Raw genomic sequence first — 22582 nt, 5'->3', positions numbered from 1 at the left:
TTTCAAAATGTTATTGAGATCACTTGACCTGTTTGCCAGAGCTGATGGCGCCTGAATTCTTATTTTTATTCACAGCCTGTGAATATATCACACATCCCGCGGCAGTCCTTTTTCAATCACCCTGACCAGGCGCTGTTTCTTCGGTAACTGCACTTCAACCACGCCTGCATTTCGCTTCTCAATTTGCTGCGCAATCGCCCATTCTATGTGCTCATCAAGAAGTGGGTGCTCACCTCTACGGCTTTCGAGCGCCTGAAGATTTGCTTCATCCCACGGGGCATTCCCCAGCGCAACGGCCACATTACGCAGCCAGCGCAGGTGGCCGATACGACGTATGGCGGAACCCTCCGTCACCTTCAGGAACCAGGCTTCGCTCCAGGCGAACAGTTCGATCAACTGCGGGGCATGTAACGCCTTGCGCGGACTGAAGTCTTCTTCGTCCGTCAACTGTGAATAACGGTTCCACGGACAAATCAGCTGACAGTCATCACAGCCGTAGATGCGGTTGCCAATAAGCGGACGAAACTCCTCTGGAATAGCGCCTTCCAGCTCGATAGTGAGATAAGAGATACAGCGGCGCGCATCAACGGTATACGGTTCGACAATCGCGCCCGTCGGGCAGATGGTCATACAGGCCACACAGCGGCCACAACCTTCTTCCACCGGACTGTCTACCGGAAGAGGTAAATCAATCAGTAGTTCACCCAGGAAAAAGAATGAGCCCGCGTCGCGGCTTAAGATAAGTGAGTGCTTACCTGTCCAGCCGAGCCCGGCTTTTTCGGCGATCGGGCGCTCAAGAATAGGCGCAGAATCGACAAAGGGTCTAAAATTCAGCGAAACACAGTGCTGCTGAATGGTTTCCCCGAGCTTTTTTAGACGGTTGCGTAGAAGTTTATGGTAATCACGCCCCAGCGCGTATCGGCTGACGTAACCCAGCGAAGGATTTTTTAGCGTGCGCGCAAAGGCCGCGTTAGCAGGCAGATAGTTCATGCGTACGCTAATAACGCGCAGCGTACCCGGCAACAGCTCGTGGGGGCGGGCACGCATCATACCGTGACGCGCCATCCACTCCATCTCGCCGTGGTATTGTTTATCCAGCCATGCCTGGAGCTTAGGCTCACTGGCAGAGAGGTCGGTGTCAGTAATACCGACCTTCTGGAAGCCCAGTTCAGCACCCCACTGTTTTATTTTTTGCGCTAATTCATTGAGATCGAGGGGCTGTGACATGACGGACCATACTGTGAAGAAAAACCTCGCAAGTATACCACATTCCATCTGGCATGCGGATGACCTCCGTCGGGCCGAGAAAGAGGCCGCAGATAGCCTCGGCATTACCCTTTACGAACTGATGCAGCGCGCGGGCGAGGCGGCGTTTAACGTGGCGCGCACGGCTTATCCGGATGCCTCGCACTATCTGATCCTGTGCGGGCACGGCAATAACGGTGGCGATGGCTATGTGGTGGCTCGTCTTGCGGTGGCGGCGGGGCTGCGCGTCACCCTGATGGCGCTGGAGAGCGACAAGCCGCTACCGGAAGAGGCTGGCATGGCGAGAGAGGCCTGGCTGAATGCGGGGGGCATTATTCATGCGCCTGATATTATCTGGCCCGAGGATGTCGACGTGATTGTTGATGGTCTGCTGGGGACGGGACTGATGCGCGCGCCTCGCGATGACGTCGCCGCGCTGATTACGCGCGCTAATGCGCACCCCGCCCCGGTGGTAGCGCTGGATATTCCCTCCGGCCTGATGGCGCAAACCGGCGCGACGCCGGGCGTGTCGATTGAGGCGGCGCACACCGTGACCTTTATCGCCCTGAAGCCGGGGCTGCTTACCGGGAAAGCGCGGGATGTCGTGGGCACGTTACACCACAACGCCCTGGGGCTGGAAAACTGGCTGATCGGACAGGATACCCACATCACCCGCTTTGATGCCTCCCAGCTTGCACAGTGGCTACCGCCGCGTCGTCCCACCTCCCATAAGGGTGACCATGGCCGACTGCTGATTATTGGTGGCGATCATGGCACGGCAGGTGCGATTCGAATGACCGGAGAGGCCGCGTTGCGCAGCGGCGGCGGATTAATACGCGTGCTGACCCGCAGCGAAAACATTCCGCCCATTATTACCGCGCGGCCGGAGCTGATGGTCCACGAGCTTACCCCGCAGGCGATTGAAGAGGGTCTTGAATGGGCGGACGTGGTGGTCATTGGTCCGGGCCTGGGTCAGCAGGAGTGGGGTAAACAGGCCCTGCAAAAGGCCGAGAATTTTCGTAAACCGATGCTCTGGGATGCCGACGCGCTTAACCTTCTGGCAATAAACCCGGATAAGCGTCACAATCGCATTCTGACGCCGCACCCCGGCGAAGCCGCACGGCTGCTTAACTGTAGCGTGGCAGAAATTGAAAGCGATCGCTTACTTTCAGCCCAACGTCTGGTAAAACGTTACGGAGGTGTTGCCGTTTTGAAAGGGGCGGGAACCGTTATCGCCAGCGATGATGCGATGGGCATCGTTGATGCCGGTAATGCAGGCATGGCGAGCGGCGGCATGGGCGATGTGCTCTCTGGCATCATTGGCGCATTGCTCGGACAGAAACTTCCCCTTTATGATGCAGCCTGTGCGGGCTGCGTGGCCCACGGTACGGCGGCTGACAGGCTGGCTGCTCGTTACGGAACGCGCGGTATGCTGGCCACCGATCTTTTTTGCACGCTGCGGCGTGTTGTTAACCCGGATGTGATTGACGTAGAAAATGACTAATCGAGCGATTCCTTTACCTGATGAACAAGCCACTTTAGATCTCGGCAAGCGCGTGGCGCAGGCCTGTCAGGGGGCGACCGTCATTTATCTGTATGGTGATTTAGGCGCGGGTAAAACAACCTTCAGCCGTGGCTTTTTGCAGGCGTTAGGCCATAACGGGAACGTAAAAAGCCCGACCTACACGCTGGTGGAACCGTACACGCTTGAAAATATCATGGTGTACCACTTTGATTTATATCGTCTTGCGGACCCGGAGGAGCTGGAATTTATGGGGATCCGCGATTACTTTGCCAACGACGCCATCTGCCTGGTGGAGTGGCCGCAACAAGGTGCGGGTGTGCTGCCTGACCCGGATGTCGAAATTCACTTAGATTACCAGGCACAAGGGCGTGAGGCACGCATCAGTGCGGTTTCCTCATCAGGCTGTTCCTTACTGGCGCGTTTAGCCGGTTGAGCGTAGGGATAACGGGATGATTAATCGCGTTAAAGGTTGGGTGCTGGCTGCCACGGTCCTGCTGTGCGCGCAGGTCGGGGCGGCCAGCCTCTCGGATATTCAGGTGTCGAATGGCGATAGCCAGGCCCGCATTACGTTCAGCTTTATGGGCGATCCTGAATATGCTTTCTCACAAATCGACAGCCGCAGCGTGGCGCTCGATATTAAACAGACCGGGGTGATCCAGGGGCTGCCGCTCCAGTTCAGCGGCAACAATCTGGTGAAAAGCATCCGTTCGGGAACGCCGAAGGATACGCAGTCTCTGCGTCTGGTGGTCGATCTCACCGAAAAGGGCAAAACGAAGGCGGTTAAGCAGCAAAACGGCGCCAATTATACGGTGGTCTTTACCATTAATGCTGATGTTCCGCCGCCTCCACCGCCTGCACCTGTTGTAGCAAAACGCGTGGAAGCGCCGGTTTATACCCCAAGGCCGTCTGAGCCAGCCCGTAATCCGTTTAAATCACAAAATGACCGACTTACCGCCGTGACCAGCAGCAACACGGTGACGCGTCCGGCGGTCAGCGCGCGGCGAACACCGGTCAGTGGCGACAAAGTGATTATCGCCATCGACGCCGGACACGGCGGGCAAGATCCTGGCGCGATTGGCCCGGGCGGCACGCGGGAGAAAAACGTCACTATCGCCATTGCCCGTAAGCTGCGTGCGCTTCTGAATGACGATCCGATGTTTAAAGGGGTGATGACCCGCGACGGAGATTACTTTATTTCAGTGATGGGACGCTCGGATGTGGCGCGTAAGCAAAACGCCAACTTCCTGGTGTCGATTCACGCGGATGCTGCGCCGAACCGTAACGCCACCGGCGCGTCGGTATGGGTGCTGTCGAACCGTCGAGCCAACAGTGAAATGGCGAACTGGCTTGAAGAGCACGAGAAGCAATCTGAACTGTTAGGCGGGGCAGGCGATGTGCTGGCAAACAGCCAGGCCGATCCGTATCTCAGCCAGGCGGTACTGGATTTACAGTTCGGTCATTCTCAGCGCGTCGGGTATGATGTCGCCACTAACGTACTGAGCCAGCTGCAAAGCATTGGATCGCTGCATAAGCGTCGCCCGGAGCATGCAAGCCTTGGTGTCCTGCGTTCGCCGGATATCCCGTCGATTCTGGTAGAGACGGGCTTTATCAGTAACCATGGTGAAGAGCGTTTACTGGGAAGCGACAGCTATCAGCAGCAAATTGCCGAAGCGATTTATAACGGTCTGCGTAAATACTTTGACGCGCATCCGCTTCAGTCTGCGCCGCAGGGCGGGGCAGCCCAGACGGCAAGCGCCGCGCTGCCGGGTGAAATGACCGCGACTAATTAAGGAGAGTTCATGCCGATTCAGGTTCTACCGCCGCAGCTCGCGAACCAAATCGCCGCCGGTGAGGTGGTGGAACGCCCTGCGTCGGTGGTGAAGGAACTGGTGGAAAACAGCCTCGATGCAGGGGCGACCCGCATTGATATCGATATCGAACGCGGGGGCGCAAAGCTTATTCGCATTCGTGATAACGGCTGTGGCATCAAAAAGGACGAACTGGCGCTGGCGCTGGCGCGTCATGCCACCAGTAAAATTGCCTCACTTGACGATCTGGAAGCGATTATAAGCCTGGGTTTTCGCGGCGAAGCGCTGGCCAGTATCAGCTCCGTTTCCCGCTTAACGTTGACCTCCCGCACGGCCGACCAGCAGGAAGCCTGGCAGGCCTACGCCGAAGGGCGCGATATGGACGTCACGGTTAAACCTGCGGCGCACCCGGTAGGCACCACGCTTGAAGTGCTGGATCTCTTCTATAACACGCCCGCCCGGCGCAAGTTTATGCGAACCGAGAAGACCGAATTCGGACATATCGACGAGATCATCCGCCGCATCGCGCTGGCGCGCTTTGATGTCACCCTCAACCTCAGCCATAACGGTAAGGTGATGCGCCAGTATCGCGCGGTGGCGGAGGGTGGACAAAAGGAGCGTCGGTTGGGCGCCATCTGCGGCACACCGTTTCTGGAAAAGGCGCTGGCCATTGAGTGGCAGCATGGCGATCTGGCCCTGCGTGGCTGGGTTGCCGATCCGAACGCCAGCAGCGCCGCGTTCGCAGAAATTCAGTATTGCTACGTCAACGGCCGCATGATGCGCGACCGCCTGATTAACCACGCTATTCGACAGGCCTGCGAAGATAAGCTCGGCGCCGATCAACAGCCCGCCTTTGTGCTTTATCTGGAGATCGACCCGCACCAGGTTGACGTTAACGTGCACCCCGCCAAGCACGAGGTGCGTTTCCACCAGTCGCGCCTGGTGCATGATTTCATCTACCAGGGCGTTGCCGCTGTATTGCAGCAGCAGGCAGAGCCAGAGTTGCCGCTGGCAAAAGAAGAGCCCGCGCCGCGCCCACTGCCGGAAAACCGCGTGGCGGCCGGGCGTAACCATTTTGCCGAACCGGCGGTCGCGCGCGAGCCGGCTGCTCCACGTTTATCCCCGGCGGGCAACGCGCCGCGACCAACCGGTGCCAACTATCCCAACGCTCAGCCGGGCTACCACAAACAGCAGGGGGCGCTGTACCGCAAACTGCTGGATACGCCGGCGGTGGAGCATAAAGAGCACATCACGGTTTCAACCCCCTCTCTGGATGGGCATAGCCAGAGTTTTGGTCGGGTATTGACCATTATTGCTCCCGACATGGCGTTGCTTGAACGCGAAGGTAAACTGCTGTTGCTGGCGCTTTCCGTGGCGGAGCGCTGGCTCAAACAGGCGCAGTTAACCCCGGGGGTGAATGCCGCCTGCGCGCAGCCGCTGTTGATCCCCGTTCGCCTGAAAATATCCCCTGAAGAAACAGGGGTTTTGCGGCGCGTGCAGACGCAACTGGCCGAAATGGGGATTGAAATCGTACTGGACGCGCAGCATGTGACAATTCGCGCAGTGCCTTTACCCTTACGCCAACAAAATTTACAAAACTTGATTCCTGAACTGATAGGCTACCTGGCGCAGCAAACGACGTTTGATGCCGCCGATACCGCGCAGTGGATCGCCCGCCATCTGGCCAGCGAGCATGCACCGTGGAGTATGGCGCAGGCGATTACCGTTCTGGCGGAGGTGGAGCGCCTCTGTCCACAGCTGGTGAAAGCGCCTCCAGGTGGTTTGTTACAACCTGTTGATTTACAAACGGCGATGACCGCCCTGAAACATGACTGATGTAAGTAAGGCGAGCCTGCCAAAGGCGATTTTTCTAATGGGGCCAACGGCCTCCGGCAAAACGGCGTTAGCCATTGAGTTACGTAAAGTTTTGCCAGTAGAGTTGATTAGCGTTGATTCAGCCCTCATCTACCGAGGGATGGACATCGGCACGGCGAAGCCCAACGCAGACGAACTGCGTGCGGCACCGCACCGTTTACTGGATATTCTCGACCCGGCACAGGCTTACTCCGCGGCAGATTTTCGCCGCGACGCCTTAGCCGAGATGGCCGAGATTACCGCCGCGGGACGCATACCGCTGTTAGTTGGCGGCACGATGCTCTACTTTAAGGCGCTGCTGGAGGGGTTATCGCCTCTGCCATCGGCCGATCCGGAAGTGAGAGCGAAGATTGAGCGGCAGGCGGCAGAGCAGGGGTGGGACGTTTTGCACAGGCAACTGGAAGAGATTGACCCGGTTGCCGCAGCGCGGATCCACCCAAACGATCCGCAAAGGCTTTCCCGGGCACTGGAAGTTTTTTTCATTTCGGGTAAAACTTTAACGGAACTGACGCAAACGTCAGGAGACGCTCTGCCGTATCAGGTGCATCAGTTCGCCATCGCCCCGGCGAGCCGTGAACTGCTCCATCAACGAATTGAGCAGCGTTTTCATCAGATGTTGGCTTCAGATTTTGAAGCAGAAGTGCGGGCGCTTTTTGCCCGTGGAGATTTGCATACGGACATGCCTTCCATTCGTTGTGTGGGGTACCGCCAGATGTGGTCGTATCTTGAAGGCGAGATTTCATACGATGAAATGGTTTATCGAGGTGTTTGCGCCACGAGACAGTTAGCGAAGCGCCAGATCACCTGGTTACGCGGTTGGAAGGGGGTTCACTGGTTAGACAGTGAAAAACCACAACAGGCGTTAAACGAAGTGATTGAGGTTATTGGTGATATCGCTGACTGAATGTGTACAATTAAGCCGTATCGTGCGCAATTTTTCAGAATCGCAAGGTTCTAAGTACAAAACAAGCATATAAGGAAAAGATAGAATGGCTAAGGGGCAATCTTTACAAGATCCGTTCCTGAACGCATTGCGTCGGGAGCGTGTTCCAGTTTCTATTTATTTGGTGAATGGTATTAAGCTGCAAGGTCAGATTGAGTCTTTCGATCAGTTCGTGATCCTGTTGAAAAACACGGTCAGCCAGATGGTCTATAAGCACGCGATTTCTACTGTTGTTCCGTCCCGTCCGGTATCTCATCACAGCAATAACGCTGGAGGCGGCACTGGCAGTAACTACCATCATGGCAGCAACGCGCAGGGTTCTTCAACACCAGCGCAGGACAGCGAAGAAACCGAATAAAGTTTTGGGCTGTTTTCCACACGGGGAGCCAGGGATCCTGCGTTCCCCGCTGATCTTTTTAGAGAGGTTTACGCTTGTTTGACCGTTATGACGCCGGTGAGCAGGCGGTGCTGGTACACATCTATTTTTCGCAAGACAAAGATATGGAAGACCTCCAGGAGTTTGAATCTCTGGTCTCTTCCGCCGGTGTCGAAGCAATGCAGGTGATTACCGGTAGCCGTAAAGCGCCGCACCCGAAGTATTTTGTAGGTGAAGGTAAAGCAGTAGAAATTGCGGATGCCGTAAAAGCAACCGGCGCATCTGTTGTGCTGTTTGATCATGCGCTGTCTCCGGCTCAGGAACGTAACCTGGAAGCTCTCTGCGAATGCCGTGTTATCGATCGCACGGGGTTGATCTTAGATATTTTTGCTCAGCGTGCGCGTACCCACGAGGGTAAGTTGCAGGTTGAGCTGGCGCAGTTGCGCCATCTGGCGACGCGTCTGGTGCGTGGCTGGACACACCTTGAAAGACAAAAAGGCGGGATTGGTTTGCGCGGCCCGGGTGAAACCCAGCTCGAAACCGACCGCCGTTTGCTGCGTGGGCGTATAACCCAGATCCTTTCACGTCTGGAACGTGTAGAGAAACAGCGCGAACAGGGGCGTCGGGCGCGAACGAAAGCTGACATCCCAACGGTGTCGCTGGTGGGCTATACCAACGCCGGTAAATCCACCCTGTTTAACCAGATAACCGAGGCCCAGGTTTATGCCGCAGACCAGCTGTTTGCGACCCTGGACCCAACCCTGCGCCGTATTGACGTCGCAGACGTCGGTGAAACGGTGCTGGCGGATACCGTAGGGTTTATTCGCCATCTGCCGCACGATCTGGTCGCGGCGTTTAAAGCGACGTTGCAGGAGACGCGTCAGGCGACCCTGCTACTGCATGTGATTGATGCGGCTGACGTACGCGTGCAGGAGAACATCGACGCGGTGAACGTGGTGCTCGAAGAGATCGACGCCCACGAAATTCCCACCCTGTTGGTGATGAACAAGATCGATATGCTGGACGATTTTGAACCGCGTATTGACCGAGACGAAGAGAACAAACCGATTCGGGTCTGGCTGTCTGCTCAGGCCGGGATTGGTGTGCCACTGCTTTTCCAGGCTTTGACAGAACGTCTTTCCGGTGAGGTAGCTCAGCACACGCTGCGACTGCCGCCACAGGAAGGCAGGCTGCGCAGCCGGTTTTATCAGCTTCAGGCGATAGAAAAAGAGTGGATGGAGGATGACGGCAGCGTGGGGATGCAGGTGCGTATGCCGATCGTTGACTGGCGTCGCCTCTGTAAACAAGAACCTGCGCTGGCGGACTATATCGTCTGATCAGAAAGGGGAAGCCTGAAAAATTCGCCCTTGCATAACAAATATGGAGCATATACATGGCGTGGAATCAGCCCGGTAATAACGGACAAGACCGCGACCCGTGGGGAAGCAGCAATAATCAAGGCGGCAACTCTGGGGGAAATGGCAACAAAGGTGGTCGCGAGCAGGGGCCGCCGGATCTGGATGATATCTTCCGCAAACTGAGCAAAAAGCTTGGTGGCCTTGGCGGAGGAAAAGGTTCTGGCTCGGGTGGCAATTCCACTCAGAGTCCGCGCCCGCCAATGGGTGGCCGCGTGGTGGGCATTGTCGCCGCTGCGGTAGTAATCATCTGGGCAGCCAGCGGGTTCTACACCATTAAAGAAGCAGAACGCGGCGTGGTCACCCGTTTCGGTAAGTTCAGCCATCTGGTTGAACCGGGCCTGAACTGGAAGCCGACCTTCATTGATGACGTGACCGCGGTTAACGTGGAGTCCGTCCGTGAACTGGCCGCCTCTGGCGTGATGTTGACCTCTGACGAGAACGTGGTGCGCGTTGAGATGAACGTACAGTACCGCGTGACCGATCCGGAACGTTATCTGTTTAGCGTGACCAGCGCCGATGACAGCCTGCGTCAGGCGACCGACAGCGCCCTGCGTGGCGTGATCGGTAAATACACCATGGACCGTATCCTGACCGAAGGTCGTACCGTTATTCGTAGCGATACCCAGCGTGAGCTGGAAGAGACCATCCGTCCGTACAACATGGGTATCACCCTGCTGGACGTCAACTTCCAGGCTGCACGTCCGCCGGAAGAGGTGAAAGCCGCCTTTGACGATGCGATTGCCGCGCGTGAAAACGAACAGCAGTACATCCGTGAAGCGGAAGCGTACACCAACGAAGTTCAGCCGCGTGCAAACGGTCAGGCGCAGCGTATTCTGGAAGAAGCGCGTGCGTATAAGACCCAGACCATCCTGGAAGCACAGGGTGAAGTGGCTCGCTTCGCGAAGATCCTGCCGGAATATAAAGCCGCGCCGGAAATTACCCGTGAGCGTCTCTATATCGAGACCATGGAAAAAGTGCTGAGCCATACGCGTAAAGTGCTGGTTAACGACAACAAAGGCGGAAACCTGATGGTCCTGCCGCTGGATCAGATGCTGAAAGGCGGTTCTGCACCGACAGCAAAAGACAACAGCGGTGCGAACAACCTGCTGCGTCTGCCACCGGCCTCCTCTGGCAGCGCCAGCGCGAACACAACGCCTTCTTCGAACGATGGTGACATTATGGACCAACGCCGTGCCAACGCGCAGCGTAACGACTACCAGCGTCAGGGGGAATAAGGATGCGTAAGTCAGTTATTGCGATCATCATCATTGTACTGGTCGTGCTCTACACCTCCATCTTTGTGGTGAAAGAGGGCGAGCGTGGGATCAAGTTCCAGTTCAGCAGCGTCGTGCGTGACGGCGACAAGCGTCCGGTGATTTATGAGCCGGGTCTGCACTTTAAGATCCCGTTCATTCAGTCAGTGAAAACGCTCGATGCGCGTATCCAGACCATGGATAACCAGGCCGATCGTTTCGTGACCAAAGAGAAGAAAGACCTGATCGTTGATTCCTATATCAAATGGCGCATCAGCGATTTCAGCCGCTACTTCCTGGCAACCGGGGGTGGCGACGTTTCTCAGGCAGAAGTGCTGCTGAAACGTAAGTTCTCTGACCGTCTGCGTTCTGAAATTGGTCGTCTGGATGTGAAAGACATTGTGACCGACTCCCGTGGTCGTCTGACGCTGGAAGTGCGTGATGCGCTGAACTCCGGCTCTGCGGGCACCGAGGATGAAGTTGAAACCCCGGCGGCAGACGATGCGATTGCCAAAGCGGCTGAACGTGTTCAGGCTGAAACCAACGGTAAAGTGCCGGTGATCAACCCGAACAGTATGGCGGCGCTGGGCATCGAAGTGGTTGATGTGCGCATCAAGCAGATCAACCTGCCAGCGGAAGTGTCCGAGGCGATCTACAACCGTATGCGCGCCGAGCGTGAAGCGGTAGCCCGTCGTCACCGTTCACAGGGTCAGGAAGAAGCGGAAAAACTGCGCGCGGCAGCGGACTATGAAGTCACCAAGACGCTGGCGGAATCTGAGCGCCAGGGTCGTATCCTGCGCGGTGAAGGTGATGCCGAAGCCGCGAAACTGTTTGCTGATGCATTCAGCCAGGATCCGGACTTCTATGCCTTCATTCGTAGCCTGCGCGCTTACGAGAATAGCTTCAAGAGCAACCAGGATGTGATGGTGCTCAGCCCGGACAGCGATTTCTTCCGTTATATGAAGACGCCGACCAACGCAACGCGATAAACTCAGGCTCGTTTGAGTATTCAAACCACCGCTCTTCACGGAGCGGTGGTTTTCTTTTATAAGGAACAAAAATGAATTCAACGATCTGGCTCGCGCTGGCCCTGGTTTTGGTGCTGGAAGGCCTCGGCCCGATGCTTTATCCGCGCGCATGGCGCCGGATGATCGCCACCATGAGCCAACTGCCGGATAATATTTTGCGTCGTTTTGGCGGTGGTCTTGTGGTTGCTGGTATCGTTATCTACTACATGTTGAGGAAAACGATTGGCTGATCAAAAACTAACCGCAATTGGCATATTTTAGGGTCAAAAAGTGCTGTATATCTGAAAAAGCGATGGTAGAATCCATTTTTAAGCAAACGGTGATTTTGAAAAAAATGGGTAACAACGTCGTCGTACTGGGCACCCAATGGGGTGACGAAGGTAAAGGGAAGATTGTTGATCTTCTGACTGAACGGGCTAAATATGTTGTACGCTACCAGGGCGGTCACAACGCAGGCCATACTCTCGTAATCAACGGTGAAAAAACCGTCCTCCATCTTATTCCATCAGGCATTCTTCGCGAAAACGTCACCAGCATCATCGGTAACGGCGTTGTGCTGTCTCCTGCTGCGCTGATGAAAGAGATGAAAGGTCTGGAAGACCGTGGTATCCCTGTTCGTGAGCGTCTGCTGCTCTCCGAAGCCTGCCCGCTGATCCTGGACTATCACGTGGCGCTGGACGTGGCGCGTGAAAAAGCGCGTGGCGCGAAAGCGATCGGCACTACCGGTCGTGGCATCGGCCCGGCATACGAAGATAAAGTGGCTCGTCGCGGTCTGCGCGTCGGTGACCTCTTCGACAAAGCGACCTTCGCTGAAAAACTGAAAGAAGTGATGGAATATCACAACTTCCAGCTGGTGAACTTCTACAAAGCTGACGCTGTTGACTACCAGAAAGTGCTGGATGACGTCATGGCGGTTGCAGACATTCTGACCGGTATGGTTGTTGATGTGTCCGATCTGCTGGACCAGGCGCGCAAGCGTGGCGATTTCGTCATGTTCGAAGGTGCGCAGGGTACCCTGCTGGACATCGACCACGGTACCTATCCGTACGTTACGTCCTCTAACACCACCGCGGGTGGCGTGGCGACCGGCTCTGGTCTGGGTCCACGTTATGTGGATTACGTTCTGGGCATCATCAAAGCGTACTCCACACGCGTGGGTGCGGGTCCATTCCCGACCGAACTGTTTGATGAAACCGGCGAGTTCCTCTGCAAGCAGGGTAACGAGTTTGGCGCGACCACCGGTCGTCGTCGTCGTACCGGCTGGCTGGACGCCGTTGCCGTACGTCGCGCAGTGCAGATCAACTCCCTGTCTGGCTTCTGCCTGACCAAGCTGGACGTACTGGACGGCCTGAAAGAAGTGAAAATCTGCGTTGGCTACCGCATGCCAGATGGCCGCGAAGTGACCACCACTCCGCTGGCTGCTGACGACTGGGAAGGCATTGAGCCAATCTACGAAACCATGCCGGGCTGGTCTGAGACCACCTTCGGTGTGAAAGAGCGTAGTGGCCTGCCAAAAGCCGCGCTGGACTACATCAAGCGCATTGAAGAACTGACCGAAGTGCCGATCGATATTATTTCTACCGGCCCGGATCGTACTGAAACGATGATCCTGCGCGACCCGTTCGACGCATAATCTTCGTGACTGCTGGCCTGCGGGGAAACCCGTAGGCCGGATAAGCGCAGCGCCATCCGGCGACCGCTCCTGGATCTCCGCTTTTTCGCCCCGTCTGTCAAATAAATTAGCCGCTAACTATCTGGCTGGTTTATCATCATTAATGAATATCTCTGCGGTTTAACCGCGTTTTCCCTTTTTCCTGAGGTTGATGTGCAGTTAACAAGTTTCACCGATTACGGCTTACGCGCGCTGATTTACATGGCGTCGTTACCCGATGGGAAGATGACCAGCATCTCTGAAGTCACAGAGGTGTACGGTGTGTCCCGTAATCATATGGTCAAAATAATCAATCAACTTAGTCGTGCCGGATACGTTGCTGCCGTCCGCGGGAAGAATGGAGGGATCCGTCTCGGTAAACCGGCACAGAGTATCCGTATTGGCGATGTGGTACGTGAACTGGAGCCGCTCTCTCTGGTGAACTGTAGCAGCGCGTTCTGCCACATTACGCCCGCTTGCCGCCTGAAGCAGGCGCTTTCAAAGGCCGTGCAAAGTTTTCTCAAGGAACTGGATAACTACACGCTGGCCGATTTGGTTGAAGAGAATCAACCGCTTTATAAATTATTGCTGGTGGAATGAAGAAAATTTCCACCGGAGCTGACAACGGAGGAACCGACATGTCACAAGATCCTTTCCAGGAACGCGAAGCCGAAAAATACGCGAATCCTATCCCCAGCCGCGAGTTCATCATTGAACACTTAACAAAACGCGAAAAACCCGCCAATCGTGAAGAACTTGCCGTTGAATTAAACATTGAAGGTGAAGAGCAAATTGAAGCCCTTCGCCGCCGCCTGCGCGCCATGGAGCGTGACGGGCAGCTGGTCTTTACTCGTCGCCAGTGCTACGCGCTGCCAGAACGCCTCGACCTGCTGAAAGGCACCGTTATTGGTCACCGCGATGGCTTCGGCTTCCTGCGCGTGGAAGGCCGTAAAGACGACCTGTACCTCTCATCCGAACAGATGAAGATGTGTATTCACGGCGACCAGATCCTGGCGCAGCCGCTGGGTGCAGACCGTAAAGGCCGCCGCGAAGCGCGCGTGGTCCGCGTGCTGGTGCCGAAAACCAGCCAGATCGTTGGCCGTTACTTTACCGATGCGGGCGTAGGCTTTGTGGTGCCGGACGACAGCCGTCTGAGCTTCGACATTCTCATCCCGCCTGAAGAGGTAATGGGCGCACGCATGGGCTTTGTGGTGGTGGTTGAACTCACCCAGCGCCCAACTCGTCGCACAAAAGCGGTGGGTAAAATCGTTGAAGTGCTGGGCGATAACATGGGCACCGGCATGGCCGTCGATATGGCGCTGCGCACCCATGAAATTTCGTACGTCTGGCCGAAAGCGGTTGAAGACCAGATCGAAAACCTGCGTGAAGAAGTGCCGGAAGAGTCCAAAGCAGGCCGCGTGGATCTGCGCGATCTGCCGCTGGTCACCATTGATGGTGAAGACGCCCGTGACTTCGATGATGCCGTGTACTGTGAGAAAAAACGTGGTGGTGGCTGGCGTCTGTGGGTGGCTATCGCGGATGTGAGCTACTACGTACGTCCACACACGCCGCTGGATAACGAAGCGCGCAGCCGCGGTACATCGGTCTACTTCCCGTCGCAGGTTGTACCGATGCTGCCAGAAGTGCTCTCCAACGGCCTGTGTTCCCTCAACCCGCAGGTGGACCGCCTGTGTATGGTCTGCGAAATGACCATCTCCAGCAAGGGACGTCTGACGGGCTATAAGTTCTACGAAGCAGTGATGAGTTCCCATGCGCGCCTGACCTATACCAAGGTCTGGCATATGTTGCAGGGCGATCAGGATCTGCGCGAACAGTACGCGCCGCTGGTCAAACACATCGAAGAGCTGCACAACCTCTACAAAACGCTGGATCAGGCGCGCGAAGAGCGCGGTGGGATCTCGTTTGAGAGTGAAGAGGCGAAGTTTATCTTTAACGCTGAGCGTCGTATCGAGCGTATCGAGCAGACCCAGCGTAACGATGCGCACAAGCTGATTGAAGAGTGTATGATCCTTGCGAACATCTCGGCGGCACGTTTCGTTGAGAAAGCCAAAGAGCCTGCGCTGTTCCGTATTCACGACAAGCCAACCACGGAAGCCGTAACCTCGTTCCGCTCCGTGCTGGCTGAACTCGGTCTGGAGCTGCCTGGCGGTAATAAGCCTGAGCCACGCGATTACGCCGAGCTGCTGCAATCTATCAGCGATCGTCCTGACGCGGAAATGCTGCAAACCATGCTGCTGCGCTCCATGAAGCAGGCGATTTACGATCCGGAAAACCGGGGCCACTTTGGTCTGGCCTTACAGTCGTACGCGCACTTTACCTCGCCGATCCGCCGTTATCCGGATCTGTCCCTGCACCGTGCGATCAAGTATCTGCTGGCGCACGAGCAGAGTCATAAAGGCAATACGACCGAAACCGGAGGGTATCACTACTCCATGGAAGAGATGCTGCAACTGGGCCAGCACTGTTCCATGACCGAGCGTCGTGCGGATGAAGCAACGCGCGACGTGGCGGACTGGCTGAAGTGTGACTTTATGCTGGATCAGGTGGGTAATATCTTTAAAGGCGTGATTGCCAGCGTCACCGGCTTTGGCTTCTTCGTGCGTCTGGATGAGCTGTTTATCGACGGTCTGGTGCACGTTTCCAGCCTCGATAACGATTACTACCGCTTCGACCAGGTCGGACAACGTCTGATCGGCGAATCCGGCGGCCAGACCTACCGTCTGGGCGATCGGGTGGAAGTGAAGGTTGAAGCCGTGAATATGGACGACCGTAAAATCGACTTCAGCCTCATCTCCAGCGAGCGTGCTCCGCGTAACGTCGGGAAAACCGAGCGTGAGAAAGCGAAAAAAGGTGGCAACGGTAAAGCGGGCGGCAAGCGACGTCAGGCAGGTAAAAGAGTAAACTTTGAGCCAGACAGCGCTTTCCGTGGCGAGAAGAAACAGAAGCCCAAGGCGGCGAAAAAAGACGCTCGTAAAGCGAAAAAACCGTCGACCAAGACCCAAAAAATAGCGGCCGCGACCAAAGCGAAGCGCGCGGCGAAGAAACAGCAGGCGGAGTAATTTCCCCTCACCCTGACCCTCTCCCCAACGGGAGAGGGAAAATATTTATTACGAGAACCATCAATGAGTGAAATGATTTACGGCATCCACGCGGTGCAGGCCCTGCTGGAGCGCGCGCCGGAGCGTTTTCAGGAAGTTTTTATTCTGAAAGGGCGAGAAGATAAACGTCTGATGCCGCTGATCCACGCGCTGGAAGCGCAGGGCGTAGTGATCCAACTGGCGAACCGCCAGTATCTGGATGAGAAAAGCGAAGGAGCTGTACACCAGGGCATTATCGCGCGCGTGAAGCCAGGCCGTCAGTATCAGGAGAATGATCTGCCGGATCTGATCGCTGAGCTGGATAACCCGTTCTTCCTGATCCTTGATGGCGTAACCGACCCGCATAACCTGGGCGCGTGCCTGCGTAGCGCCGATGCAGCAGGCGTGCATGCGGTGATTGTGCCAAGAGATCGTTCCGCGCAGCTTAACGCTACCGCTAAAAAAGTTGCCTGCGGCGCGGCGGAAAACGTTCCGCTGATCCGCGTGACTAACCTGGCGCGCACCATGCGTCTGTTGCAGGAAGAGAATATCTGGATCGTCGGCACAGCCGGTGAAGCGGATCACACCCTGTATCAGAGCAAAATGACCGGCCGCATGGCGCTGGTGATGGGGGCAGAAGGTGAAGGCATGCGTCGTCTGACGCGCGAGCACTGCGACGAGCTGATCAGCATCCCGATGGCAGGCAGCGTGTCGTCCCTGAACGTTTCTGTTGCGACGGGTATCTGCCTGTTTGAAGCGGTGCGTCAGCGCGGGTAGCCTGTTGTGCCGGGTGGCGGCTTCGCCTTACCCGGCCTACAAAAGCATGGTAACGTAGGCCCGCTAAGCGCAGCGCCACCGGGCAACAATCTCACTCCTCTAACAACCGTAAATGGTCATCCTTCCTCAGCGTCATCAGCGCGAAAATACTCACCACCGCCGTTGCCATCACGTAGTACGCCGGAATATCCAGATTGCCCGTCTCTTTAATCAGCCCGGTAATGATCAGCCCCGCACAGCCCGAGAAGATCGCATTCGACAGAGAATAGGCCAGCCCCAGCCCGGTATAACGCACGCGCGTCGGGAACATCTCAGACAGCATTGCCGGCCCCGGCCCTGCCAGCATCCCAACCAGACCTCCCGCAATTAGCACCACAATCGCTTTGACCGCCAGCGTACTGGTTTCCGCCTGCAAAATTTTCAGCAGCGGCAGGGCGAGGATCAGCAGGAGCACGGTGGCGATAATCATCACCGTCCGCCGCCCGATCCTGTCGCTCAGCATGCCCGACGGAATGATCGTGAGCGCAAATCCAATGTTAGAAATCACCGCAATCAGCAGCGCCTGGTTAAAACCGGTGTGTAGCGCAGATTGCAGATAGGTCGGCATAATCACCAGATAGGTATAGCCCGCCGCAGACCAGACCATCACGCGGCCAATGCCCATCAGGATGGTTTTGAACGTGGCGGCGGTGGTGGCCTGAGTAACAACCGGTTTTTCCCGTTGCTGCACAAAGCTCGGCGTCTCTTCCATGCTCACCCGCAGCCATAGCGCGACCGCACCCATCGGCAACGCCAGGAAGAACGGAATGCGCCAGCCCCAGTCGTGCAAGGCTTCAGGGGAGAGCAGGGCAGAGAGCAACGCGACAATGCCTGCTCCCGCTAACAGCCCGAGCGCCACGGTGAAGGACTGCCATGCCCCGTAAAGACCGCGCTTGCCGCGCGGGGCGAACTCCGTCATCAATGAGACCGCACCGCCATATTCACCGCCCGCGAACAGTCCTTGCAGAATACGCAGGAGCGTAACGATCAGCGGCGCGGCAATCCCGATACTGGCGTAGACCGGCACAATACCGATGGCAGCGGTGGCGAGCGTCATCAATACCAGCACGATAATCAGCGTCGGTTTGCGGCCAATCCTGTCGCCAATGCGGCCAAAGACCACCGCACCCAGCGGACGGAAGAAGAAAGCGATGGCGAACGAGGCCCAGGTAAGGATCAGGCTGGTGAGCTCCGCTTCCCCCTCAAGCTGGAAGAAGTTTCTGGCAATCACCGTTGCCAGAAAACCGTAGACCGCAAATTCATACCACTCGATGAAATTACCGATGGAGCCTGCAATTAATGCACGCTTGTGCGCATCCTGTTGCATAACGATCCTCACAAAAACGGGGTAAGAATAAATTATTCAGCATTAGTGAAGTAATGAAATAGTTTATTCTTATGTTCTGTGAGCTATTTCACGAATGATATCAACACGATCGTCATCGTGTGACCCTCCTCCCATGCAGCGTGCATGCCCTCTGTCCATACTTACCTTTATTGCCAATGAAAGGAGGGAGACAGCATGCACTGGCAGACTCATACCGTTTTTAATCAACCTGCACCGCTATCGAACAGCAACCTTTTTCTCTCTGATTGCGCCCTGCGCGATGCGGTAGCGCGCGAAGGGGCTGAGTGGGATGTGGATCTTCTTGCCAGCATCGGACAGCAGTTGGGTACGGCGGAGTCGCTGGAGCTGGGCAGGCTGGCGAACGTTAATCCGCCGGAGCTGCTGCGTTATGACGCCACGGGAGCGAGGCTGGATGACGTCCGCTTTCATCCGGCATGGCATCTTCTGATGCAGGGGCTTTGCGCCAACCGGGTGCACAACCTGGCGTGGGAGGAGGAGGCACGGAAAGGATCGTTCGTCGCCCGGGCCGCGCGTTTTGTGCTTCATGCTCAGGTGGAGGCGGGAACGCTATGCCCGGTGACCATGACCTTTGCGGCCACGCCGCTGTTGCTACAGTCGCTACCCAAACCGTTTCACGACTGGTTAACGCCGCTGATGAGCGATCGCTACGATCCCCATCTCGCACCGGGGGCGCAAAAGCGCGGCCTGCTGATCGGCATGGGGATGACGGAAAAGCAGGGCGGTTCGGACGTACTCAGTAATACCACCAAAGCAGAGAAATGCAGTGATGGCAGTTACCGGCTGGTGGGGCACAAATGGTTTTTCTCCGTGCCGCAGAGCGATGCGCATCTGGTGCTCGCGCAGGCGAAGGGCGGGTTGTCCTGCTTTTTTGTCCCGCGTTTCTTACCCGACGGGCAACGCAATGCCGTGCGCCTTGAGCGTCTGAAGGACAAGCTCGGTAACCGTTCAAATGCCAGCAGTGAGGCTGAGTTCCTTGATGCTTACGGCTGGCTGCTGGGCGAAGAGGGTGAAGGTGTCCGGCAAATTCTTAAGATGGGTGGGCTGACGCGCTTTGACTGCGCGCTTGGTAGCCACGGACTGATGCGCCGCGCGCTCTCGGTGGCGCTTTATCATGCCCATCAGCGGCAGACCTTCGGCAAAAATCTGATCGACCAGCCGTTAATGCGCGACGTGCTAAGCCGTATGGCGCTGGTGCTGGAGGGACACACGGCACTGCTGTTCCGACTCGCCCGGGCGTGGGATAACCGCACCGACCCGCAGGAAGCCGCATGGGCGCGGCTATTCACTCCGGCGGCAAAATACAGCGTCTGCAAAGCAGGCATACCGTTTGTGGCAGAGGCAATGGAGGTGCTGGGCGGCGCAGGCTATTGCGAAGAGAGTGAGCTTCCGCGGTTGTACCGTGAAATGCCCGTCAACAGCATCTGGGAAGGCTCTGGCAATATAATGTGCCTGGATGTACTGCGCGTACTGGCGAAGCAGTCGGGCATTCTCGACCTGCTCGCCGATGATTTCGCGCAGGTAAAAGGCCAGGACAGGCACTTCGATCGCAGCTGGCGGCAGCTACAGCAGAAGCTGCGTAAACCGCAGGAAGCGCAGGGCAGGGAGATCGCGCGGCAGCTCTTTTTACTCGGGGCCGGAAGCCAGATGCTGCGGCACGCAACGCCGCCCGTGGCGCAGGCGTGGTGCCGCATGATGCTGGATACCCGGGGCGGCACGCTGATGAGCGAACAGGTGCAAAACGACCTGCTGCTGCGCGCCACGGGCCGGGTCGGTTAAGCTTTAAGCTGGAACAGGCTCACCAGCCGGGTGAGATGTGAACCCTTCTCGCGCAGCGTCTGCGCCGTCTGCTCGCTGCGTGAGATACGATCAGCATTGATGTGCGATGCCTCACCGATGTGCGTCATCGCCAGATTCACCTGACCAATCCCCGCAGACTGCTCGCGGGAGGCGTGGTTGATCTCGGTAACAAGCTGGCTGATGTTATCGATATGAACAATGATGGCATCCATCGCCAGACGCGTCTGCTCAGAAAGCGCATGGCCTTCGCTCACCTTGTTCAGCGTGTCGCCAATCAGCTCTCAATCTCTTTTACCGCGTTGGCGCTGCGTGCGGCCAGGGCGCGCACCTCTTGCGCCACCACTGCGAAACCTTTCCCGTGCTCGCCCGCCCGCGCCGCTTCAACCGCCGCATTGAGCGCCAGGATATTGGTCTGGAAAGCGATGGACTCAATCACGCGGGTGATGTCTTCAATGCGTTTCGATGCATCACGAATATCATCCATGGTGGAAACTGCGTGGGTCACCGTCTCTCCACCCTGATGCACCGCGCGCGAGGTTTCACCCACCAGCTGCTGAGTTTGCTCCATGTTGGCGGCATTTTGCTGCACGGTGGCGGCTAATTGCTCCATGCTGGCGGAGGTCTCCTCAACGCTGCTGGCCTGTTTGTTGATTTGTTCAGAGATCTCGCCGGTATCTGAAGCCAGCGCTTTAGTCCCCAGATGGATTTCGCTTGCGGCCTCGCGGACCTGCAACACAATTTTTTGCAGGCCGCCCCCGATCCCATTGATGGCATCAATCAGCTGGCCGACTTCATCCTGGCGGGTTACCGGCAGGCTGGCGCGAAGATCGCCTGCGGCATACTGCCGGGCAAGCGCGATCACTGCGCGCAGTGGGCGGGTTAGCATCCGGCGAATGAGGATAACGAACAGGCCCGCGAAGAGCGCGGATAGCACCACGCCCGCCATCAGGAAGCGATCGCGCAGCGTGGTGACGCTTGAAAGCAGTACGGCTTTATCCACTTCACCCACGATGGTCCAGTTCCAGCCCGGCAGCGGCGTGTAGGCGACTTTGAGCGTACGGCCATCCGCGCTCACGCGTTCCAGCGTGCCGGCTTTATCACTCAGAAGCTGCTGCTGTGTCGCCGTGTCCCAGTTGGGCAGTTTGCCCTCTTCGCTGGCATGGAACAGATACTGTCCGCGCGTTTTACCGCTGCTGCGATCCAGTACAAAGAAGTGACCGCTCTTGCCCAGACGACGGTTAAGGATTTTCTCGCGCATGACGTTCCAGGAATGGGTGATGTCGACGCCAACAAAGATAATCCCGATAACCTGGCCTTCCGCATTTTTAACAGGCTGGTACTGCGTGATATAGCGCTTGCCGAACAGCAGCGCGAGGCCGCGATAGACCTCCCCTTTGGTGACAGCCGCAAATGCCGGGCTGGTGCTATCAAGAACGGTTCCGATGGCGCGGTCGCCATTCTCTTTGCGCAGCGACGTGGCCACGCGGATAAAATCGTTACCGCTGCGGACAAACAGCGTCGAGATGGCCCCCGTTCGGCTCAGGAAGTCATCAGAAAGCGTATTGTTTTCATGCAACTCCGTTTCACCGCCCTTCAGCAGAGGAACGGTAAGGCCGTTAATGGTGCGGCTCTGGCTGCTGTCGCTGTTCAATGGCTGTGGCAAAAAGGTGGTGAACAGGCGGGTATAGCTCTCGACCTCTTCGCTCAGGCTGGTGTTGAACATCTCTACCATATCCACCATGCCGGTAGACTGGTTATGCAGGTCTTCAACCGCAAGATCTTCAAGCTGCTGGCTGGCGTTGTGGCTCAACAGAAAAGTGAACAGCAAAAAAAGCGTGGCGACACTGGCACCTGTTAGCAGCGATAGCTTCGTGCCCAGACCTGCCAGGCGGAAAAAGGTGATCATAAATTGCTCATTATTGAAAAGTGATGGCTGTTCAACGGCAGAGCAGAGATAACGTTTACCTCTTTAATGTAACTTAATGTTACATGTTTGTTTCCGTAAGGTTTTGGGAGAGATAAAAAATTTGCAAAAGTGAAAAGCCACTAAAATTAAGTGGCTTTTATCGGAAGGGACTAGGCATAAAGAATGGCCTGCACGCGCCAGTGATTAACATGGTGATCTTCCTGCATCTGAACGATGCGATACCAGGATGCGCCCTGTTCATCGGCCTTCAGAGCGACGACACGTTCAACGTCTTGCGGACTCCCCGTGATATTATTGACGGAGATCTGACCAATCTCGTTCAGGCCCGTGACGCAATCCGCGCTGGCAAATTCGGCCGACTGCGCCGTGGTGCTCAGCAGGCCCGCTGAAAGCAATAGCGTCGTTAAAGCAAGGGTTCGTTTCATCGTCAGCTCCTTTTCACGTGTCTCCGGT

18 protein-coding genes and 1 pseudogene are annotated in these 22582 nt (G+C 56.6%); 15 read left to right on the top strand and 4 right to left on the bottom strand.

Annotation, left to right across the window (positions count from 1 at the left end):
• Nucleotides 1-87: 87 nt before the first annotated feature.
• The gene (gene queG, locus CU081_RS01515; protein ID WP_003855966.1) at nt 88-1227 is read right to left on the bottom strand and encodes a tRNA epoxyqueuosine(34) reductase QueG; all 1140 of its coding nucleotides are present in this window, start codon (nt 1225-1227) and stop codon (nt 88-90) included.
• Between queG and nnr the strand changes: the two genes are divergently transcribed.
• From nnr to rlmB, 14 genes are all read left to right on the top strand, one after another.
• Complete coding sequence (gene nnr, locus CU081_RS01510; protein ID WP_032645916.1) at nt 1226-2749, top strand: bifunctional ADP-dependent NAD(P)H-hydrate dehydratase/NAD(P)H-hydrate epimerase; 1524 nt, start codon at nt 1226-1228, stop codon at nt 2747-2749. The two genes, queG and nnr, sit on opposite strands and share 2 nt — an antisense overlap.
• Entirely contained in the window at nt 2742-3203 is a 462-nt protein-coding gene (tsaE, locus tag CU081_RS01505; protein WP_003855970.1) for a tRNA (adenosine(37)-N6)-threonylcarbamoyltransferase complex ATPase subunit type 1 TsaE, read from the top strand. The genes nnr and tsaE overlap by 8 nt, the downstream gene beginning before the upstream one ends.
• A gap of 16 nt (nt 3204-3219) precedes the next feature.
• Nucleotides 3220-4560, top strand: a complete 1341-nt coding sequence (amiB, locus tag CU081_RS01500) for an N-acetylmuramoyl-L-alanine amidase AmiB (protein ID WP_003855985.1) — start codon at nt 3220-3222, stop codon at nt 4558-4560.
• Nucleotides 4561-4569: 9 nt separating this feature from the next.
• Nucleotides 4570-6414, top strand: coding sequence for a DNA mismatch repair endonuclease MutL (gene mutL / locus CU081_RS01495; RefSeq protein WP_022650252.1), 1845 nt, complete (start codon nt 4570-4572; stop codon nt 6412-6414).
• A complete protein-coding gene (gene miaA / locus CU081_RS01490) occupies nt 6407-7357 on the top strand; it encodes a tRNA (adenosine(37)-N6)-dimethylallyltransferase MiaA (RefSeq protein WP_003855989.1) in 951 nt (316 codons plus the stop codon). Before mutL ends, miaA begins: the two co-directional genes overlap by 8 nt.
• An 85-nt stretch (nt 7358-7442) precedes the next feature.
• A complete protein-coding gene (gene hfq, locus CU081_RS01485) occupies nt 7443-7754 on the top strand; it encodes an RNA chaperone Hfq (RefSeq protein ID WP_003855990.1) in 312 nt (103 codons plus the stop codon).
• A 74-nt stretch (nt 7755-7828) separates the two neighbouring features.
• The gene (gene hflX, locus CU081_RS01480) at nt 7829-9109 is read left to right on the top strand and encodes a ribosome rescue GTPase HflX (RefSeq protein ID WP_003855991.1); all 1281 of its coding nucleotides are present in this window, start codon (nt 7829-7831) and stop codon (nt 9107-9109) included.
• 56 nt (nt 9110-9165) lie between these two features.
• Entirely contained in the window at nt 9166-10425 is a 1260-nt protein-coding gene (hflK, locus tag CU081_RS01475; RefSeq protein WP_022650254.1) for an FtsH protease activity modulator HflK, read from the top strand.
• Between the two features lie 2 nt (nt 10426-10427).
• Nucleotides 10428-11432 (top strand): protease modulator HflC, encoded by a 1005-nt coding sequence (gene hflC / locus CU081_RS01470; RefSeq protein ID WP_003855994.1) that lies wholly within the window; start codon nt 10428-10430, stop codon nt 11430-11432.
• Between the two features lie 71 nt (nt 11433-11503).
• A complete protein-coding gene (locus tag CU081_RS01465; RefSeq protein ID WP_003855996.1) occupies nt 11504-11701 on the top strand; it encodes a DUF2065 domain-containing protein in 198 nt (65 codons plus the stop codon).
• A 104-nt stretch (nt 11702-11805) separates the two neighbouring features.
• Nucleotides 11806-13104: an adenylosuccinate synthase gene (locus CU081_RS01460; protein ID WP_032645929.1), complete on the top strand. Its 1299-nt coding sequence runs from the start codon at nt 11806-11808 to the stop codon at nt 13102-13104.
• 192 nt (nt 13105-13296) lie between these two features.
• The gene (gene nsrR / locus CU081_RS01455; protein WP_003855998.1) at nt 13297-13722 is read left to right on the top strand and encodes a nitric oxide-sensing transcriptional repressor NsrR; all 426 of its coding nucleotides are present in this window, start codon (nt 13297-13299) and stop codon (nt 13720-13722) included.
• A gap of 38 nt (nt 13723-13760) precedes the next feature.
• On the top strand, nt 13761-16202 hold the full coding sequence (rnr, locus tag CU081_RS01450; RefSeq protein WP_022650256.1) for a ribonuclease R: 2442 nt from the start codon (nt 13761-13763) through the stop codon (nt 16200-16202).
• Nucleotides 16203-16265: 63 nt separating this feature from the next.
• Entirely contained in the window at nt 16266-16997 is a 732-nt protein-coding gene (rlmB, locus tag CU081_RS01445) for a 23S rRNA (guanosine(2251)-2'-O)-methyltransferase RlmB (protein WP_003856001.1), read from the top strand.
• Between the two features lie 91 nt (nt 16998-17088).
• On the opposite strand, the gene CU081_RS01440 is transcribed toward rlmB, so the two are convergent.
• Nucleotides 17089-18363: an MFS transporter gene (locus CU081_RS01440; protein ID WP_022650257.1), complete on the bottom strand. Its 1275-nt coding sequence runs from the start codon at nt 18361-18363 to the stop codon at nt 17089-17091.
• A gap of 195 nt (nt 18364-18558) precedes the next feature.
• On the opposite strand from CU081_RS01440, the gene CU081_RS01435 reads away from it, so the two are divergent.
• The gene (locus CU081_RS01435) at nt 18559-20181 is read left to right on the top strand and encodes an isovaleryl-CoA dehydrogenase (RefSeq protein WP_022650258.1); all 1623 of its coding nucleotides are present in this window, start codon (nt 18559-18561) and stop codon (nt 20179-20181) included.
• Here CU081_RS01435 and CU081_RS01430 read toward each other — a convergent pair.
• Nucleotides 20178-22108 (bottom strand): annotated as a pseudogene (locus tag CU081_RS01430) (methyl-accepting chemotaxis protein). The gene CU081_RS01435 and the pseudogene CU081_RS01430 overlap by 4 nt on opposite strands.
• A gap of 170 nt (nt 22109-22278) precedes the next feature.
• A complete protein-coding gene (gene yjfN, locus CU081_RS01425; protein WP_003856009.1) occupies nt 22279-22554 on the bottom strand; it encodes a DUF1471 family protease activator YjfN in 276 nt (91 codons plus the stop codon).
• Nucleotides 22555-22582: the final 28 nt, after the last annotated feature.

The sequence above is a fragment of the Enterobacter sp. CRENT-193 genome (genome assembly GCF_002787395.1).
In the GTDB taxonomy this organism is placed as follows: Bacteria; Pseudomonadota; Gammaproteobacteria; order Enterobacterales; family Enterobacteriaceae; genus Enterobacter; species Enterobacter hormaechei_C.
The sequence above is the reverse complement of the archived record's forward strand: the minus strand, read 5'-3'. Positions and strand labels throughout refer to the sequence as shown.

Bases quoted from the DNA above. Each gene is read 5' to 3' on its own strand.
- queG (WP_003855966.1), bottom strand. From the start codon at position 1,227: ATGTCACAGCCCCTCGATCTCAATGAATTAGCGCAAAAAATAAAACAG.
- tsaE (WP_003855970.1), top strand. From the start codon at position 2,742: ATGACTAATCGAGCGATTCCTTTACCTGATGAACAAGCCACTTTAGAT.
- hfq (WP_003855990.1), top strand. From the start codon at position 7,443: ATGGCTAAGGGGCAATCTTTACAAGATCCGTTCCTGAACGCATTGCGT.
- miaA (WP_003855989.1), top strand. From the start codon at position 6,407: ATGACTGATGTAAGTAAGGCGAGCCTGCCAAAGGCGATTTTTCTAATG.
- rnr (WP_022650256.1), top strand. From the start codon at position 13,761: ATGTCACAAGATCCTTTCCAGGAACGCGAAGCCGAAAAATACGCGAAT.
- rlmB (WP_003856001.1), top strand. From the start codon at position 16,266: ATGAGTGAAATGATTTACGGCATCCACGCGGTGCAGGCCCTGCTGGAG.
- yjfN (WP_003856009.1), bottom strand. From the start codon at position 22,554: ATGAAACGAACCCTTGCTTTAACGACGCTATTGCTTTCAGCGGGCCTG.
- CU081_RS01435 (WP_022650258.1), top strand. From the start codon at position 18,559: ATGCACTGGCAGACTCATACCGTTTTTAATCAACCTGCACCGCTATCG.
- mutL (WP_022650252.1), top strand. From the start codon at position 4,570: ATGCCGATTCAGGTTCTACCGCCGCAGCTCGCGAACCAAATCGCCGCC.
- nnr (WP_032645916.1), top strand. From the start codon at position 1,226: ATGACGGACCATACTGTGAAGAAAAACCTCGCAAGTATACCACATTCC.
- hflC (WP_003855994.1), top strand. From the start codon at position 10,428: ATGCGTAAGTCAGTTATTGCGATCATCATCATTGTACTGGTCGTGCTC.
- hflK (WP_022650254.1), top strand. From the start codon at position 9,166: ATGGCGTGGAATCAGCCCGGTAATAACGGACAAGACCGCGACCCGTGG.
- CU081_RS01465 (WP_003855996.1), top strand. From the start codon at position 11,504: ATGAATTCAACGATCTGGCTCGCGCTGGCCCTGGTTTTGGTGCTGGAA.
- amiB (WP_003855985.1), top strand. From the start codon at position 3,220: ATGATTAATCGCGTTAAAGGTTGGGTGCTGGCTGCCACGGTCCTGCTG.
- CU081_RS01440 (WP_022650257.1), bottom strand. From the start codon at position 18,363: ATGCAACAGGATGCGCACAAGCGTGCATTAATTGCAGGCTCCATCGGT.
- CU081_RS01460 (WP_032645929.1), top strand. From the start codon at position 11,806: ATGGGTAACAACGTCGTCGTACTGGGCACCCAATGGGGTGACGAAGGT.